Source organism: Kitasatospora sp. NPDC101176, from assembly GCF_044768035.1.
Lineage (GTDB): Bacteria > Actinomycetota > Actinomycetes > Streptomycetales > Streptomycetaceae > Kitasatospora.
In genome coordinates, this window is sequence record NZ_JBIWPA010000023.1 from 17,077 (window position 1) to 32,540 (window position 15,464).

The following is a 15,464-nucleotide window of genomic DNA, read 5'->3' on the forward strand; positions in this document are numbered from 1 at the left end:
CGGGCCGCCCGCGGTCAGGCCCGCTGCTCCTCGAAGGGCAGCACGTCCGGCGAGAGCACCGAGGCCCGGGCGGTCGCCGAGGTGAGGCGGCGGCGGTGGTGCCGGCGGCACAGCACCTCGTAGCTGACCTCGTCCTCGTCGACCGTGATGTCGCCGACCACCACCTGGGCGCCCTCGACCACCATCACGCCGCCCACCGTGCGGGCGTTGTGGGTCGCCCGCGCGCCGCACCAGCACAGTGCCTCGACCTGGAGCACCTCCACCCGGTCGGCCAGCTCGATCAGCCGCTGCGAACCCGGGAACAGCCGGGTGCGGAAGTCCGTGGTGATCCCGAACGTGAAGACGTCGATGTCGAGTTCGTCCACCACCCGGGCCAGCTGGTCGACCTGCCCGGCGGCGAAGAACTGGGCCTCGTCGCAGATCAGGTAGTCCACCCGGCCACCCGCCGAGAGGCGCTGCACCACGTGCGCGTGGAAGTCGAAGTCGTCGGTGACCTCGACCGCGTCCGCCCGCAGGCCCAGCCGGCTGGAGATGGTCGCCGCACCGGCCCGGTCGTTGCGGGTCAGGATGATCCCCTGCCGGCCGCGCGCGGTGTGGTTGTGGTCCATCTGCAGCGCCAGCGTCGACTTGCCGCAGTCCATCGTGCCCGAGAAGAACACCAGTTCAGCCATGGGTGGAGCAAAGGCCTTTCACATCAGAGGAGTTCGGGCACAGAGGAGTCAACGGAAAATCTCAGCCGCGGACTTCGAGCAGGGGCACGAACTGCTCCACCGGGGTCATCGAGCCGTGCAGCCCGACCATCGCGGACTCCCCCGGCTCGTTGCGGGAGGCGATGATCGCGATGTCGTCCCGCGCCGCGGCCACCACGTCGCCGATCCGCCCGTACACCCGCGCGTCCACGGCCGGGCCGAACCAGCCCGCGTCGATCGCCTGGTCCCGGGTCGCCACCCACATCCGGTCGCCCAGCACCTCGCTCCAGACCGCGTGCACGTCGGCCGCCGCACCGGGCACCGCGTACACGTGCCGGGCCCGGCCCTCACCGCCCAGCAGGGCCACGCCGGCGCCGAGCTCCCAGTCCTCGTCGAAGTCGATCCGGTCCTCCGGGGCGATGTCGATCATGCCGTGGTCCGCCGTCACGTACATCGCCGAACGCGGCGGCAGCTGCTCCGCCAGACGGCGGGCCAACCGGTCCACCGCGTCCAGCGTCATCCGCCACTCGTCCGAGTCCACCCCGAACCGGTGGCCCGCACCGTCCAGCTCGCTGACGTAGGTGTACACCAGCGCCCGGTCGTGCTCGGCCAGCCAGGAGGCCGCCAGATCCATCCGCTCCATGCCGGTGGTCCGGCCCAGGAAGGTGCCGCCGGACAGCGCCACCCTGGTCAGCGGGGTCTGCGCGAACAACGGGGAGGACACCTGCGCCGTCGCCACCCCCGCGTCGTGCGTCCGGTCGAAGACCGTCGGGTACGGCTGCCACGCCCCCGGGTCGGTGTGCGGCTGCCAGCGCAGCTGGTTCATCAGGTACCCCGCGCCCGGCACCGCCACCGTGTACCCGACCAGGCCGTGCAGCCCCGGAGGGGTGCCCGTCCCGACCGAGGCCAGCGAGGTCGCCGTGGTCGACGGGAAACCCGCGGTCAGCGGGCGGCCCGAGCCGCCCAGCGAACCGGCCGCCAACGAGGACAGGAACGGCGCGTACTCCGGGTGCCGCAGCAGCAGCTCCCAGCCCAGGCCGTCCACCAGGAACACCACCACGCGGTCCGCCGGGGCGATCGGCAGGGTGGCGGTGAAGCCCGGAACCCCCAGCCCCGCCGCCACCGAGGGCAGCAGGTCGCAGAGCGAACCGCTGCCGTACGGGGGCGCGGGAGCCGCGGCCGGGTCAAGGATCTCGAAGGCGTCGTAGCCGTCGGCGGGTGCGAAGGACATGGAACCGGATTCAGTAGCGGACGGAGGCGGCGGCGCTCAGACCCGCGGGCCGTTGCTGATCGTCGCGTCGGACAGCGCACGGGCGAACACCAGAGCCTGCGCGACCGTCTCCGGGCCGTCACCGGCCTCGCTCACCCGCAGTGAGAGGTCGTCAGCCGTCGCCGACCCCGTGTAGCCGTGATCCGCCTCGCAGTTCGGGTCGGAGCAGCCCGCCGGCTCCAGGTCCAGCCGCTGCACGGCACCCCAGCCGATCGTCAGCACCACCTCGCGCGGCAGCGTCCCCGGCGTGTACGTCTCCGGGTTCGCCACCATCCGGCTCAGCACGACCGAACCGATCCGGTCCAGCCGGACACTCTCCGTCGACGTCGTCGCGAACGGCACCGCCGGACTGCCGCCGTCCCCCGACTGCTCGTCGGTGTGGCTCACCACGAACCGGGTCGGGGTCAGCACCAGCACCGTCACGTGCCGGCGCACCTCGTTGGCGTCGAAGGTCGTCTCCTGGTGCACCAGGTACGAGCTGATCGGCTCCGGGCCCACCGCGGCCTCGACCGCCTCGGACACCAGGGCCGGGTAGTAGCCGCTGCGCTCGATCGCCGAGCGCAGGTCCTGAGTGGTGGTCGTACCGGTCTTCGCCATAACTCCATCCTGGCATGGTCCGCCGACGAAGCGGGCGGCACGGCGCCGAGCTTCGGACAACAGCGCCCGAGGGCCGGGCACAACCAAGGAAGGTTACAGGGTGCTCATGGCGCGCGGGCCCAGATCGCTGCGGACGGGCAGTGGCGCGAGCCGCACCCGCGCCCCCAGGATCGCCAGCCCGTACGGGGCCACGACCACCGGTTCGAGATCCACCGAGGCGACCTCCGGCACGTCGTCCACCAGCTGCGACACCCGCAGCAGCAGCTCCTCCAGCGCGCCCGTGTCCACCGCCTCCGCTCCCCGCCAGCCGAACAGCAGCGGCGCCGCCCGTACCTCCCGCACCAGCCCCGCCACGTCCTGGTCGGTGGCCGGAACCAGCCGGTGCGCCACGTCGCCCAGCAGCTCCGCCGGCGCCCCGGCCAGGCCGAACGACAGGATCGCGCCGACCGCCGGATCCACCGTGGCAGCGATCACGGTGTCCACCCCGCGCGGCGCCAGCCGCTGCACCACCAGCTCCGCCTGCGCCGCACCGCCCAGCAACGCGTCCAGCTCGCGGTGCGCCCGGCGCAGACCCGGCTCACCGGTCAGGTCCAGCCGCACGCTGCCCAGGTCGGGGCGGTGCCGCAGGTGCGGGGCCGTCGCCTTCAGCGCCACCGGGTAACCGAGCGCCTCCGCCGCCCGCACCGCGGTCTCCTCGTCCGGCGCCGGCAGCGTCGGGGAGACGTCGATGCCGTAGCGGGCCAGCAGCTCACGGGCCCCGGCGTCCGGCAGCGTGATCCGGGCACCGCCCGGCTGGGTCCGCGCGGCGATCGCGGTCCGGGTGCTCAACGCCGCCTCGACCAGCGCACGGGCCCCCGGCTCGTCGATCCGGTCCAGCTCCGGCACCCGGGCCGTCTCCTCCGCCACCGCCGTCCGGCGGCGCCACTGCGCGTAGTGGACGGCGTTCGCCAGCGCGCGCACCGCCCGCTCGGGGGCCGCGAACGCCGGGACGCCGCCCGGACGCAGCCGGGCCGGCAGATCCGTCAGCGCCAGGTGCGCCAGCACCAGCGGCTTGCCCAACTCCCGTGCCCGCAGCCCGGCTTCGAGCAGCGCGGTGGCGATCTCCGGATCGTCCGAGCCCATCTCCGGGTCGTCCGGGCCGGTCAGCCGACCGCCCATGAACGCGTGCGCGGACGTGCCGATCGGCGGGATCGCCACCGCGATCACCGCGTCCACCGCCGGGTCGCTCAGCGCCACGTCCAGCGCGATCCGGAAGTTCTCGCCGGTCGCCGCGGTGGTCAGGTCCACCGGGGTGCGCGGCCGCAGCCCCGCGCTCAGACAGGCGTCGTACGTCAGCAGTCCCATCGAGTCCGAGTTGCCGACCACCGCCACCCGGTCCCCCGGGGGCAGCGGCTGCAGGCCCAGCAGCTCCCCGGTGTCGTACAGCTCGGTGATCGTCTCCACCCTGATCACGCCCGCCTGCTCGAACAGCGCGTCCACCGTCGCGTCGCGCAGCCCGGTCGCGGTCGCCGGCACCGCGTGGCCCGGCGGCAGGCTGCCCGTGTGCCGGGCCCCCTTCACCACCACGATCGGCTTCACCGCGGCCAGCCGCCGCGCGATCCGGGTGAACTTGCGCGGATTGCCGAAGGACTCCAGGTAGAGCAGCACCACCTCGGTGGCGTCGTCCTCCGCCCAGTACTGCAGGAAGTCGTTGCCGGAGACGTCCGCCCGGTTGCCGACCGAGGCGAACGAGGACACCCCGAGACCCCGCCGGTGGGCGGCCTCCAGCAGCGCCACGCCGATCGCGCCGGACTGGCAGAAGATCCCGAAACCGCCGCGGCCCGGCAGGTGCGGCGCCAGCGAGGCGTTCAACGGGACGGCCGGATCGGTGTTGATCAGGCCGAACGCGTTCGGGCCGACCACCCTCATCCCCGCCGCCCGGGCCTGCCGCACCAGGGCGCGCTGGCGGTCCCGCCCGTCCACCCCGGTCTCCGCGTAGCCGGCGGTCACCACCACCAGGCCCTGCACCCCGTGCGCACCGCACTCCGCGACGGCCGCGGGCACGGCGCCCTCCGGGACGGCGATCACCGCGAGGTCCACCGGGCCGGGGATGTCCAGGACCGAGCGGTGCACCGGGACGCCGTCCAGCACCGTGCCGGGCGGGGCGTTGCGGTTCACCGCGTACACCGGGCGGGGCTGCGCCCCGACCTGCTGCTCCCTGCCCTGCTGTGCCCCGACCTGCTCTGCCCCGGCGTCGGCCCGGTCGGCGGGCTCGGGGGCGGCTTCGGGGGCGGCGGTCTCGGGTTCGAAGGTGCCCAGCAGGTCCCGCAGGATCGCCCGCCCCACCGTCTGCGGATGGCGGGACGCCCCGATCACCGCCACCGACCGCGGCGTCAGCAACCGCTGCACCGACCGCGCCTCCGCGCGGTGCTCGCGGGCCCGCATCACCGCCAACGAGCGGTCGGTCTGCTCCAGGTCGAAGTCCAGGTGCACCACGCCGTCGGCGAAGCTGCGGCGCTGGGTGTAGCCGGCATCGGTGAAGACCTTCACCATCTTCCGGTTCTCCGGCAGCACCTCCGCCTGGAAGCGGCGGATCCCACGCTCCTGGGCCACCGCGGCGATGTGCTCCAGGAGCGCCGAGGCCACCCCGCGCCCCTGGTGGGCGTCCTGCACCAGGAACGCGACCTCGGCCTCCGTACCGGTGTCGGACGGGCGGCCGTCGACGTCGATCCGGTCGTAGCGGACGGTGGCGATGAAGTGGTCCCGGATCACCACCGCGAGGCCCACCCGGTTCACGAAGTCGTGGTGGGTGAAGCGGCGGACGTCCTTGTCGGACAGCCGGGGGTAGGGGGCGAAGAAGCGGAAGTACTTGGACTGGTCCGAGACCTGGTCGTAGAACTCCACGAGCCGCCCGGCATCGTCCGGCGTGATCGGCCGGATCCGGGCCGTGCCGCCGTCGCGCAGCAGGATGTCGGCCTCCCAGTGCTGCGGATAGTCCGGTTGCTCGGGGTTCGCCACCGCGGAGTCGTCCACATTCGTCAGGTTATCCGGCAGCGGGCCGAATGGCGCCGGACAGGCGCTAGCGGCAGGGTGGACAGGGCCACTGGCCGGGCCTTATGCCCCGAAAAGAAACAATCACAAGTCCTGAACGCGACGGTTCGCGGGGGCCGGCTGCGTGCAACACTGGTCTAGACAACATGGCCGTCCCCCCGCTCCTCCGAGCACGGCCGTGACCAGCTTCACCGGAAAGGCACGTCTCATGGCCGAGCGCCGCGTCACCATCGGTTGGGCCGAGGGCCTGCACGCCCGTCCCGCCTCGATCTTCGTCCGGGCCGTCACGGCCACCGGCGTGCCGATCACCATCGCCAAGCCCGGCGGCACCCCCGTCAACGCCGCCTCCATGCTCGGCCTGCTCGGCCTGGGCGCCCAGGGTGGCGAGGAGGTCGTCCTCGCCTCCGACGCCGAGAACGCCGACGGGGCCCTCGACCGCCTCGCCAAGCTCGTCCAGGAAGGCCTCGACGAGCTCCCGGCCGCGGCCTGAGCCCACCCCTCGCCCGACAGGGGTGCACCACCACGCGTGGTGCACCCCTGTCGGCGTTGATCAGCTGTCGGCGTTGATCAGCCCTTCACGCAGACGACCTGCTTGAGGTGCGCGACCACCTCGACCAGGTCCTTCTGCTGCTCGATGACCTTCTCGATGTTCTTGTAGGCGCCCGGGATCTCGTCCACCACGCCGCCGTCCTTGCGGCACTCGACGCCCTTGGTCTGTTCGACCAGGTCCGCCGTGCTGAACCGCTTCTTCGCCGCCGTGCGGCTCATCTTGCGGCCGGCGCCGTGCGAGGCGGAGTTGAACGACGCCTCGTTGCCCAGGCCGCGGACGATGTAGGAGCCGGTGCCCATCGAGCCCGGGATGATCCCGTAGTCACCGGAACCGGCCCGGATCGCGCCCTTGCGGGTCACCAGCAGGTCGACCCCGTCGTACCGCTCCTCCGCCACGTAGTTGTGGTGGCAGCTGATGACCTCGTCGAAGGCGACCTTCGCCCTGGGGAACTCACGGCGCACGACGTCCTGGAAGAGCGCCATCATCACCGCGCGGTTGTTCTTGGCGTACTCCTGGGCCCAGAAGAGGTCCTGGCGGTACGCGGCCATCTGCGGGGTGTCCGCGATGAAGACCGCGAGGTCCCGGTCGACCAGGCCCTGGTTGTGCGGGAGGGACTGCGCGACGCCCATGTGGTGCTCCGCCAGTTCCTTGCCGATGTTGCGCGATCCGGAGTGCAGCATGAGCCAGACCGAACCAGTCGTATCGACACATACTTCGATGAAATGATTTCCTCCACCCAGCGTCGCCATCTGCTGCATCGCCCGCTCGCGGCGCCACTTGACCTCCTCCGCCACCCCGTCGAAGCGGTGCCAGAAGTCGTCCCAGCCCGCCGCCCGGAAGCCGTGCAGCGTGGCCGGGTCGACCGGGTCGGTGTGCAGGCCGCGGCCGACCGGGATGGCCTGCTCGATCTTGGAGCGCAGCCGGGACAGGTCGTCCGGGAGGTCCGCGGCGGTGAGCGAGGTCTTCACCGCGCTCATCCCGCAGCCGATGTCGACACCGACCGCCGCCGGGCAGACCGCGCCCTTCATCGCGATGACGGAGCCGACCGTCGCGCCCTTGCCCAGGTGGACGTCGGGCATCACGGCGAGGCCGTGCAGCCAGGGCAGCGAGCTGATGTTGCGCAGCTGCTGCAGGGCCTGGCCCTCGACCGTGGCCGGATCGGTCCACATCCGGATCGGGACCCGGACGCCGGGGACTTCGGTGTACGACATGGGTGAACGACCTCCAGGGGTCGGGTGGTCACGCGAAGGCGTGGTTCACGTGAAGGGTGGGGTGCCGCGCGAAGGATCCCGGTGCGGCTCGGGGAAGTCCGGGGTGGGGCTCAGCAGCCCTGGGCGGTACGGGGGAGGTACGGCCTTGGGGAGCGTCGTCGTATGGCTCGCTCGACCCGCATGGTGCCGCCTCCCTTCCTCCGTCGCCGTTCGCACGTCCGTGCCGGGGACGATTCACCCACGGAACGGCGTCGGCCCGCAAGGCATTTAACGACGCGACGGGCCCGGTGGAGCGGGTGCTCCACCGGGCCCGTGCGGGAGGCCGGAGGCGTCAGCTGACGACGGTGACCTCGCCGATGCCGAGGGCCCGCACGTCCTCGGCAATGGCGGCGGCGTCGCCGACCAGGACGGTGACGAGGCGGTCCGGCGGGAAGGCGGCGACGACGGCCTCGGTGGCGGCGGCCGTGGGAAGTTCGGCGAGCTGCCGGTAGACCTCGGCCTGGTAGTCGTCGGCCAGGTGCTGCTCGACCTGGTCGGCCAGCGTCCCGGCGACGGAGCCCGCGGTCTCGTACTTCAGCGGCGCCACGCCGACCAGGAACTGCACGGCCTCGTCGCGCTCCGCGTCGGTGAGGCCCTCGGCGGCGAGGAGGCGCAGGATCTTCCAGGTGTCCTCGAGCGCGGGGGCGGTGGAGGCGGTGTCCACCGAGCCGCTGATGGCGAGCAGCGAGCGGCCGCTGCCGTCGGCGGCGGAGCGCAGCGGCTGGGCGAAGGAGCGGACGCCGTAGGTGTAGCCCTTCTCCTCGCGCAGGACGCGGTCGAGGCGGGAGGTGAGGGTGCCGCCGAGGCAGTAGGTGCCGAGGATCTGGGCGGCCCAGACGGGGTCGTGCCGGTCGGGGCCGATGCGGCCGATCAGCAGCTGGGTCTGGACGGAGCCGGGGCGGTCGACGATGACGACGCGGCCGTGGTCGTCGCCGGTGACGGGCGCGTGGACGGAGGCTTCGGCGGCGCTGCCGGTCCAGGTGCCGAGGGTGCTCTCCAGGAGGGCGGGCAGGTCGGTGCCGGTGAGGTCGCCGACCACCACGACGGTGCTGGTGGCGGGGCGCACGTGGGCGTCGTAGAAGGCCTTGACGGCGGCGCGGTCGATGGACTTGACCGTGTCGGCGGTGCCGCTGCGGGGCCGGGAGAGCCGGTCGGCGGCGTCGAAGAGCTCGGCGTAGAGGGCCTTGGCGGCGCGCCGGGCGGGGTTGGCCTGCTCGTGGACGATCTCGTCGAGGCGGTTGGCGACGAGGCGCTCGATCTCGTCCTCGGGGAGGGCGGGGGCGCGCAGGGCGTCGGCGAGCAGGGAGAGGCCGCGCTGCAGCCGGGAGGCCGGGACCTCGAGGGAGACCCGGATGCAGGGGTGGTCGGCGTGGGCGTCGAGGGTGGCGCCGGCGCGCTCGAGCTCGGCGGCGAACTCCTCGGCGCTGAGGGTGTCGGTGCCCTCGTTGAGGGCGCGGGCGAGGATGGCGGCGACGCCGTCGAGGCCCTCGGGTTCGGCGGCGAGCGGGACGTCGAGGAGGACCTCGACGGCGACGAGCTGCTGGCCGGGCCGGTGGCAGTGCAGCACGGTGATGCCGTTGCCGAGGGAGGCGCGCTCGGGGGCGGGGAACGCCCACGGGCTGGGGGTGCCGGGCCGGGGCTGGGGGTGGAAGGTCATCGCGGGGGCGTGGTCGGTGCTCATACGGCGGCACCCTCCTGGGAGGCGTCGGTGGCGGTGTCGTCGTCGGTGTCGTCGGTGTCGTCGGCCGTGGTGGGCTCGTAGACGAGGACGGCCCGGTTGTCGGGGTGGAGCCGGGCCTGGGCGACGGCCTGGACCTCCTCGGCGGTGACGTCGAGGACCTTCGGGAGGGCGTCGTTGAGCAGCTTGGGGTCGCCGAACAGGACGGCGTAGCGGCAGAGTTCGTCGGCGCGGCCGGCGACGGTGGTGAGCCGGTCGAGCCACTCGCGCTCGATCTGGGCCTGGGCGCGCTCGAGTTCGGCGGCGGTGGGGCCCTCGGCGGCGAAGCGGGCGAGCTCCTCGTCGACGGCGGCGTCGATCTGCGCGATGGTGGCGTCGCCGGAGGTCTTGACGTCGAGCCAGCCGAGGCTGGGGGCGCCGGCGAGGCGGAGCAGGCCGAAGCCGGCGGCGACGGCGGTGCGGTCGCGGCGGACGAGCCGGTTGTAGAGGCGGCTGGACTCGCCGCTGCCGAGGATGGTGAGGGCGAGGTCGGCGGCGTCGGCCTCGCGGGTGCCGTCGTGCGGGAGGCGGTAGGCGGCCATCAGCGCGCGGGAGGGGACGTCCTCGTGGACGGGCTCGCGCAGTTCGCGGCCGATCGTGGCGGGGAGTTCCCCGGAGCGCGGGGGCTGCTTGCCGTCGTGGCCGGGGATGCTGCCGAAGTACTTCTCGACCCAGGCGACGGTCTGCTCGGGGTCGATGTCGCCGACGACGGAGAGGACGGCGTTGTTGGGCGCGTAGTAGGTGCGGAAGAACGCGCGGGCGTCCTCGAGGGTGGCGGCGTCGAGGTCGGCCATGGAGCCGATGGGGGTGTGGTGGTACGGGTGGCCGTCGGGGAACGAGAGCGCGGTGAGCTTCTCGAAGGCGGTGCCGTACGGGACGTTGTCGTAGCGCTGGCGGCGCTCGTTCTTGACGACGTCGCGCTGGTTCTCCATGGACGTCTCGTCGAGGGCGACGAGCAGCGAGCCCATGCGGTCGGCCTCCAGCCAGAGGGCGAGCTCCAGCTGGTGGGCGGGCATGGTCTCGAAGTAGTTGGTGCGCTCGAAGCTGGTGGTGCCGTTGAGCGAGCCGCCGGCTCCCTGGACGAGCTCGAAGTGGCCGTTGTTGGACACGTTCGCGGAGCCCTGGAACATCAGGTGCTCGAAGAGGTGGGCGAGGCCGGTGCGGCCCTTGACCTCGTGCCGGGAGCCGACGTCGTACCAGAGGCAGACCGCGGCCACCGGGGTGAGGTGGTCCTCGGAGAGGACGACCCGCAGGCCGTTGGCCAGGCGGTGCTCGGTGATGGCGATGCCTCGGCTGGAGGCGGGGGCCGGGTTGGCCATGCGCTCGGGTCCTTCCCGTCGTCGATGTCGGGGTTGGTGTGGCGTCCCCCATTGTGGTGCAACGCGTGGGAGGCGCGTTTGTGTCCGCGCGGACGGGGCGTTCGCCAGGGGCGGAAGAGGGGCGCTGGCCGGGAGTGTCGGCGGGAGGGTCCACAATGGGGGCGCCGCGCCCTGTTGACGGGGGCCGGTGGATGGACGACAGAGCAGACCGAGACACTGCAAGCGAGACGTAAGGGAGCCCCGCCGCGATGGCCCGCCGCAGTTCGCAGACCCCGCCGCCCGGAGACTTCGAGGAGCGGATCCTCGACGTCGACGTCGTGGACGAGATGCAGGGCTCCTTCCTGGAGTACGCCTACTCGGTGATCTACTCGCGTGCGCTTCCCGACGCGCGGGACGGTCTGAAGCCGGTGCACCGCCGGATCCTGTACCAGGCCAACGAGATGGGCCTGCGTCCGGAGCGCGGGCACGTGAAGTGCGCCCGTCTGGTGGGCGAGGTGATGGGCCGGCTGCACCCGCACGGCGACGCGTCGATCTACGACTCGGTCGTCCGGATGGCGCAGCCGTTCTCGATGCGGTTGCCGCTGATCGACGGGCACGGGAACTTCGGTTCGCTGGGCAACGACGACCCGCCGGCCGCGATGCGGTACACCGAGTCGCGGCTGACGGCCGCGTCGATGGCGATGGTGGAGTCGATCCACGAGGACACCGTCGACTTCGGCCCGAACTACGACGGCAGCGAGCAGGAGCCGCTGGCGCTGCCGGCGGCGTTCCCGAACCTGCTGGTGAACGGCGCGACGGGGATCGCGGTCGGCATGGCGACGAACATGCCGCCGCACAACCTGTCCGAGGTGGTGGCCGCGGCCCGGCACCTGATCAAGCACCCGAACGCGGACCTGGACACGCTGATGCGGTTCGTGCCCGGTCCGGACCTGCCGACGGGCGGGCGGATCGTGGGCCTGTCGGGGATCCGGGACGCGTACGAGTCGGGCCGCGGCACGTTCAAGATCCGGGCGACGACGACGGTGGAGGCGGTGACGGCCCGCCGCAAGGGCATCGTGGTCACCGAGCTGCCGTACAACGTCGGCCCGGAGAAGGTCATCTCGAAGATCAAGGACCTGGTCAACGCGAAGAAGCTGCAGGGCATCGCGGACGTCAAGGACCTGACCGACCGCGAGCACGGGCTGCGGCTGGTGATCGAGGTGAAGAACGGCTTCGTGCCGGAGGCGCTGCTGGAGCAGCTGTACAAGCTGACGCCGATGGAGGAGACCTTCGGCATCAACAACGTGGCGCTGGTCGACGGCCAGCCGCTGACGCTGGGTCTGAAGGAGCTGCTGGAGGTCTACGTCGACCACCGCTTCACGGTGGTGCGCCGGCGCAGCGACTTCCGCCGCCGCAAGCGGGAGGAGCGGCTGCACCTGGTCGAGGGCCTGCTGGTGGCGCTGCTCGACATCGACGAGGTCATCGCGATCATCCGGTCGAGTGACAACGCGGCGCAGGCGAAGGAGCGCCTGATGGAGCGCTTCTCGCTGTCGGACACGCAGACGGCGTACATCCTGGACACCCCGCTGCGCCGGCTGACCCGCTTCGACCGGGTGGAGCTGGAGCAGGAGAAGGCGAAGCTGAACGCGGAGATCGCGGAGCTGACCGAGATCCTGGAGTCGGACACCCGGCTGCGCAGCGTGGTCTCCTCCGAACTGGGCGCGGTGGCCAAGCAGTTCGGGACGGAGCGGCGCACGGTGCTGCTGGAGGCCGGTGCGGTGCCGTCGGCGGCGCTGTCGGTGCCGCTGGAGGTGGCGGACGATCCGTGCCGGGTCCTGCTGTCGTCGACGGGCCTGCTGGCGCGGACGGCGGACGGCGAGCCGTTCGAGCTGTCGGAGTCGCGTGCGAAGCACGACGTGATCGTGTCGGCGGTGCCGGCGACGGCGCGGGCGGACGTGGGCGTGGTCACGTCGGCGGGCCGGGTGCTGCGGCTTCCGGTGATCGACCTGCCGGCGCTGCCGCCGACTCCGTCGCCGACGCTGGCCGGCGGTGCGGCGGTGGGCGAGTTCCTGCGGCTGGAGGCCGGGGAGCGGGTGCTGGCGCTGACCACGCTGGACGAGTCCTCACCCGGGCTGGCGCTGGGCACGGTGCAGGGTGTGGTGAAGCGGGTGGTGCCGGAGTGGCCGGCGAACAAGGACGAGTTCGAGGTGATCGCCCTCAAGGAGGGTGACGAGCTGGTGGGCGCGGTCGAGCTGCGCACCGGCGACGAGGACCTGGTGTTCATCACCTCGGACGCGCAGCTGCTGCGCTACCCGGCGGGGCAGGTCCGTCCGCAGGGCCGCCCGGCGGGCGGCATGGCGGGCATCAAGCTGTCGGACGGGGCGCGGGTGCTGTCGTTCACGGCGGTGGATCCGGGTTCGGACGCGGTGGTGGTGTCGGTCGCGGGGGCGTCGGGGACGCTCTCCGGCGGCGAGCAGACGTCGTGGAAGGTGACGCCGTTCGAGCAGTACCCGCGCAAGGGCCGGGCGACGGGCGGCGTGCGCTGCCAGCGCTTCCTGCGCGGTGAGGACGCCCTGACCTTCGCCTGGGCGGGCGCGGCCCCGGCGCGGGCGGCCACCGACAAGGGGGCGCCGGTGGGCCTGCCGGAGCGCGACCCGCGCCGGGACGGTTCGGGTACGCCGGTGACGGGCGCGATCGCGGTGGTGGCCGGCCCGGCGTAGCGTCCGAGCCGCTCCGGAGCAGGGCCCGGCCTCTCCGGAGCAGGGCCCGGTCGATCCGGAGGGGGTGCCCGAGTGGGCGCCCCCTCCGGCGTTTTGGTGAGGGTAGCCTTGCCCGGGTGAGCACCTGTGCGACCGTGTCGCGTGAACTGTCGGAGCCGCTGACCGCCACGGCGGCGGTGGCGGCCACCTGGTTGCTGGTGGAGCAGAACGGGCCCTGGGGCGCGAAGGCGCTCGGGGAGAGCCACCTGGATCCGCGGGTGGGCCGGGCGCTGGAGGCGGCCGCGGCGGGCACCGGGGTGCGGGTGGCGCTGGTCCGGCGGCCGGGCCGGCACGCGGACTGCCTGCCGACGGCGCGCCGCGAGGTGATCGTGGCGCACACGGTGCCGGGTCGCGGCTGGGTGCGCCGGGCCGGGGTGGCGGATCCGGAGGAGCTGCTGGGGCTGGACTTCGCGGCGCTGGGCGTGGGTGACCACGGCGGTTTCGGGGTGGAGCACGTCGGCGGCCCGGTGGCGCTGGTGTGCACCAACGGGCGGCGGGACCGCTGCTGCGCGCTGCTGGGCCGCCCGTTGGCGGCGGAGCTGGCGGCGGCCGGGCACAGCGAGGTGTGGGAGGTGACGCACCTCGGCGGGCACCGCTTCTCCCCCACGATGCTGGTGCTGCCGTACGGGTACGCGTACGGGCGGCTGACGGCGGAGACCGCCAAGGAGGTGCTGGCGGCGACGGCGGCCGGGCACATGGTGCCGGAGTGGTCGCGGGGCTGTTCGGGCTGGGACCGTCCGGGCCAGGCGGCCGAGCACGCGGTGCGGCTGGCGACCGGGGAGACGAGGGTGGACGCACTGACGCTGGTGCAGCGGCCGGACGGCGACGGCCGCTGGCTGGTCTCGGTGATGCACGGGGACGGCCGGGCCTGGGAGGTGGACGTCCTGGAGGGGGCGAGCGAGCCACCGCGTCCGGAGAGCTGCGGCAAGGCCGCCGGGTCGCCGTCGCGGATGGACGTGCTGTCGGTCCGGGGGCTCTGAACCGGGGTCGCCGCCGGTCCGTGGGCCCGCGGCACGGCCCCGGACCACACGGCACCGGGCTGCGGGGCCCCGGACCACGGGCAGGCACCCGACACGCCGCACCGGGCGCACCGGCCCGGGACGCGGCGCGGCCCCGCGCCCGTGGGGGTGGGCGCGGGACCGTGGCGCGTGGACGGCCCCCGGCCTGCTGTCCACGGGGTGCCCGGGGCCGTCACGTACCGGTCGGGTCAGCCGGTGGCGGCCTTTCCGACGAACTCGGTGGTGTACGTGCGGGCGAGGTCGATGGTGCCCTCCTTGCCCTTGACGTCCGGGTGGAAGGCCGCGAGCACGGCGAGGACGGTCTTCGGGCCGTCGGCGGGCATGACGCCGTCGGTGGTGAACATCGGCAGGGTGGCCTTGATGGCGGCCGCGTACTGCTCGGCGCCGCCCTGCGCGTAGTCCGCGGGCATCTTCGCGGCGATCTCCTCGGGGCTGTGGCCGGACATCCACCGCAGGGTCCGGACGAAGGCGTCGGCGAGCTTCTGGGTGGTGCCCTTGTTCTTCTCCACCCAGTCGGTGTTCATGTAGAGCGACGAGGAGGGGTAGAGGCCGCCGAGTGCCTGGCGGGAGCCCTCGGGGGTGCGCATGTCGTAGAGGACCTTGCCGAGGCCCTTGTCGAGGATGGTCGCGACGGTCGGGTCGGTGGTCATCCCGGCGTCGATGCTGCCCTGCTGGAGCGCGGCGATGAAGGTCTGGCCGGCGCCGACGGCGATCGGGCTGAAGTCGCTGACGGCGGCGCCGTTCTTGACGGCGAGGTACTTGGTGAGGAAGTCCGTGGAGGAGCCGATGCTGGTGACGCCGAGCTTGCGGCCCTTGAAGTCGGCGCCGGACCTGATGGCGTCGGCCTGCTTCGTGGAGACGATCTCGACCTCGCCGGGGGCCTGCGAGAACTGCACGACGGACTCGACGATCTTGCCCTTGGCCTGCAGGTCGATGGTGTGGTCGTAGAAGCCGACGGCGCCCTGGACGTCGCCGGCGAGCAGGGCGGTGGTGGCGTTGACGCCGGCGGGCTCGCTCATCAGCTCGACGTTGACGCCGGCGTCGGCGAAGTAGCCGAGCCGCTGGGTGAGCATCGCGGGCAGGTAGATGACCTTGTCGAGGCCGCCCACCATGATCTTGACCTTGGGTCCGTCGACCTGCCGGTCGGCCGGTGCGGCGGCGGCGCCGTGGGTGGAGGTGGCGGCGTCGTTGGCGCAGGCGGTGAGCGGCAGGAGGAGGGCCGCGGCGAGGGCGAGGGCGGTGGATCTGCGCATGGGTGGGGGTGCCTCTCTGGGGTGGGAGGGGA

Annotated in this window: 11 protein-coding genes; 3 read left to right on the forward strand and 8 right to left on the reverse strand. The window is 73.0% G+C overall.

Going from position 1 to position 15,464, the window contains the following annotated elements; translation table 11 throughout:
* Positions 1-14: 14 nt before the first annotated feature.
* From ACIRS1_RS26825 to ACIRS1_RS26840, 4 genes are all read right to left on the reverse strand, one after another.
* Complete coding sequence (locus ACIRS1_RS26825; RefSeq protein WP_360212234.1) at positions 15-671, reverse strand: thymidine kinase; 657 nt, start codon at positions 669-671, stop codon at positions 15-17.
* A 61-nt stretch (positions 672-732) separates the two neighbouring features.
* Positions 733-1,920, reverse strand: a complete 1,188-nt coding sequence (locus tag ACIRS1_RS26830) for an alkaline phosphatase family protein (protein ID WP_402844265.1) — start codon at positions 1,918-1,920, stop codon at positions 733-735.
* Positions 1,921-1,956: 36 nt separating this feature from the next.
* Complete coding sequence (locus tag ACIRS1_RS26835; RefSeq protein WP_360212238.1) at positions 1,957-2,556, reverse strand: DUF5998 family protein; 600 nt, start codon at positions 2,554-2,556, stop codon at positions 1,957-1,959.
* Between the two features lie 93 nt (positions 2,557-2,649).
* Entirely contained in the window at positions 2,650-5,568 is a 2,919-nt protein-coding gene (locus tag ACIRS1_RS26840) for a GNAT family N-acetyltransferase (RefSeq protein WP_402844269.1), read from the reverse strand.
* A gap of 226 nt (positions 5,569-5,794) precedes the next feature.
* On the opposite strand from ACIRS1_RS26840, the gene ACIRS1_RS26845 reads away from it, so the two are divergent.
* Positions 5,795-6,076: an HPr family phosphocarrier protein gene (locus ACIRS1_RS26845; protein WP_402844272.1), complete on the forward strand. Its 282-nt coding sequence runs from the start codon at positions 5,795-5,797 to the stop codon at positions 6,074-6,076.
* A 77-nt stretch (positions 6,077-6,153) separates the two neighbouring features.
* On the opposite strand, the gene ACIRS1_RS26850 is transcribed toward ACIRS1_RS26845, so the two are convergent.
* The 3 genes from ACIRS1_RS26850 to ACIRS1_RS26860 form a co-directional block, all read right to left on the reverse strand.
* The gene (locus ACIRS1_RS26850; protein ID WP_402844275.1) at positions 6,154-7,347 is read right to left on the reverse strand and encodes an RtcB family protein; all 1,194 of its coding nucleotides are present in this window, start codon (positions 7,345-7,347) and stop codon (positions 6,154-6,156) included.
* A gap of 331 nt (positions 7,348-7,678) precedes the next feature.
* Positions 7,679-9,043 carry a pitrilysin family protein gene (locus ACIRS1_RS26855; RefSeq protein WP_360212337.1) on the reverse strand — a complete coding sequence of 455 codons (1,365 nt, stop codon included), beginning with the start codon at positions 9,041-9,043 and terminating at the stop codon, positions 7,679-7,681.
* Between the two features lie 20 nt (positions 9,044-9,063).
* Positions 9,064-10,422, reverse strand: coding sequence for a pitrilysin family protein (locus tag ACIRS1_RS26860; RefSeq protein WP_360212246.1), 1,359 nt, complete (start codon positions 10,420-10,422; stop codon positions 9,064-9,066).
* A 248-nt stretch (positions 10,423-10,670) separates the two neighbouring features.
* Between ACIRS1_RS26860 and ACIRS1_RS26865 the strand changes: the two genes are divergently transcribed.
* On the forward strand, positions 10,671-13,121 hold the full coding sequence (locus ACIRS1_RS26865) for a DNA topoisomerase (ATP-hydrolyzing) subunit A (protein ID WP_402844279.1): 2,451 nt from the start codon (positions 10,671-10,673) through the stop codon (positions 13,119-13,121).
* Between the two features lie 116 nt (positions 13,122-13,237).
* On the forward strand, positions 13,238-14,140 hold the full coding sequence (locus ACIRS1_RS26870) for a sucrase ferredoxin (protein ID WP_402844282.1): 903 nt from the start codon (positions 13,238-13,240) through the stop codon (positions 14,138-14,140).
* Between the two features lie 227 nt (positions 14,141-14,367).
* Here the strand turns inward: ACIRS1_RS26870 and ACIRS1_RS26875 are convergent, their stop codons facing one another.
* Positions 14,368-15,432, reverse strand: coding sequence for an ABC transporter substrate-binding protein (locus ACIRS1_RS26875; RefSeq protein ID WP_360212252.1), 1,065 nt, complete (start codon positions 15,430-15,432; stop codon positions 14,368-14,370).
* Positions 15,433-15,464: the final 32 nt, after the last annotated feature.

Coding starts and splice junctions, on each gene's coding strand:
- ACIRS1_RS26825 (WP_360212234.1), bottom strand. CDS start 671: ATGGCTGAACTGGTGTTCTTCTCGGGCACGATGGACTGCGGCAAGTCG.
- ACIRS1_RS26830 (WP_402844265.1), bottom strand. CDS start 1,920: ATGTCCTTCGCACCCGCCGACGGCTACGACGCCTTCGAGATCCTTGAC.
- ACIRS1_RS26835 (WP_360212238.1), bottom strand. CDS start 2,556: ATGGCGAAGACCGGTACGACCACCACTCAGGACCTGCGCTCGGCGATC.
- ACIRS1_RS26845 (WP_402844272.1), top strand. CDS start 5,795: ATGGCCGAGCGCCGCGTCACCATCGGTTGGGCCGAGGGCCTGCACGCC.
- ACIRS1_RS26850 (WP_402844275.1), bottom strand. CDS start 7,347: ATGTCGTACACCGAAGTCCCCGGCGTCCGGGTCCCGATCCGGATGTGG.
- ACIRS1_RS26855 (WP_360212337.1), bottom strand. CDS start 9,043: ATGACCTTCCACCCCCAGCCCCGGCCCGGCACCCCCAGCCCGTGGGCG.
- ACIRS1_RS26860 (WP_360212246.1), bottom strand. CDS start 10,422: ATGGCCAACCCGGCCCCCGCCTCCAGCCGAGGCATCGCCATCACCGAG.
- ACIRS1_RS26865 (WP_402844279.1), top strand. CDS start 10,671: ATGGCCCGCCGCAGTTCGCAGACCCCGCCGCCCGGAGACTTCGAGGAG.
- ACIRS1_RS26875 (WP_360212252.1), bottom strand. CDS start 15,432: ATGCGCAGATCCACCGCCCTCGCCCTCGCCGCGGCCCTCCTCCTGCCG.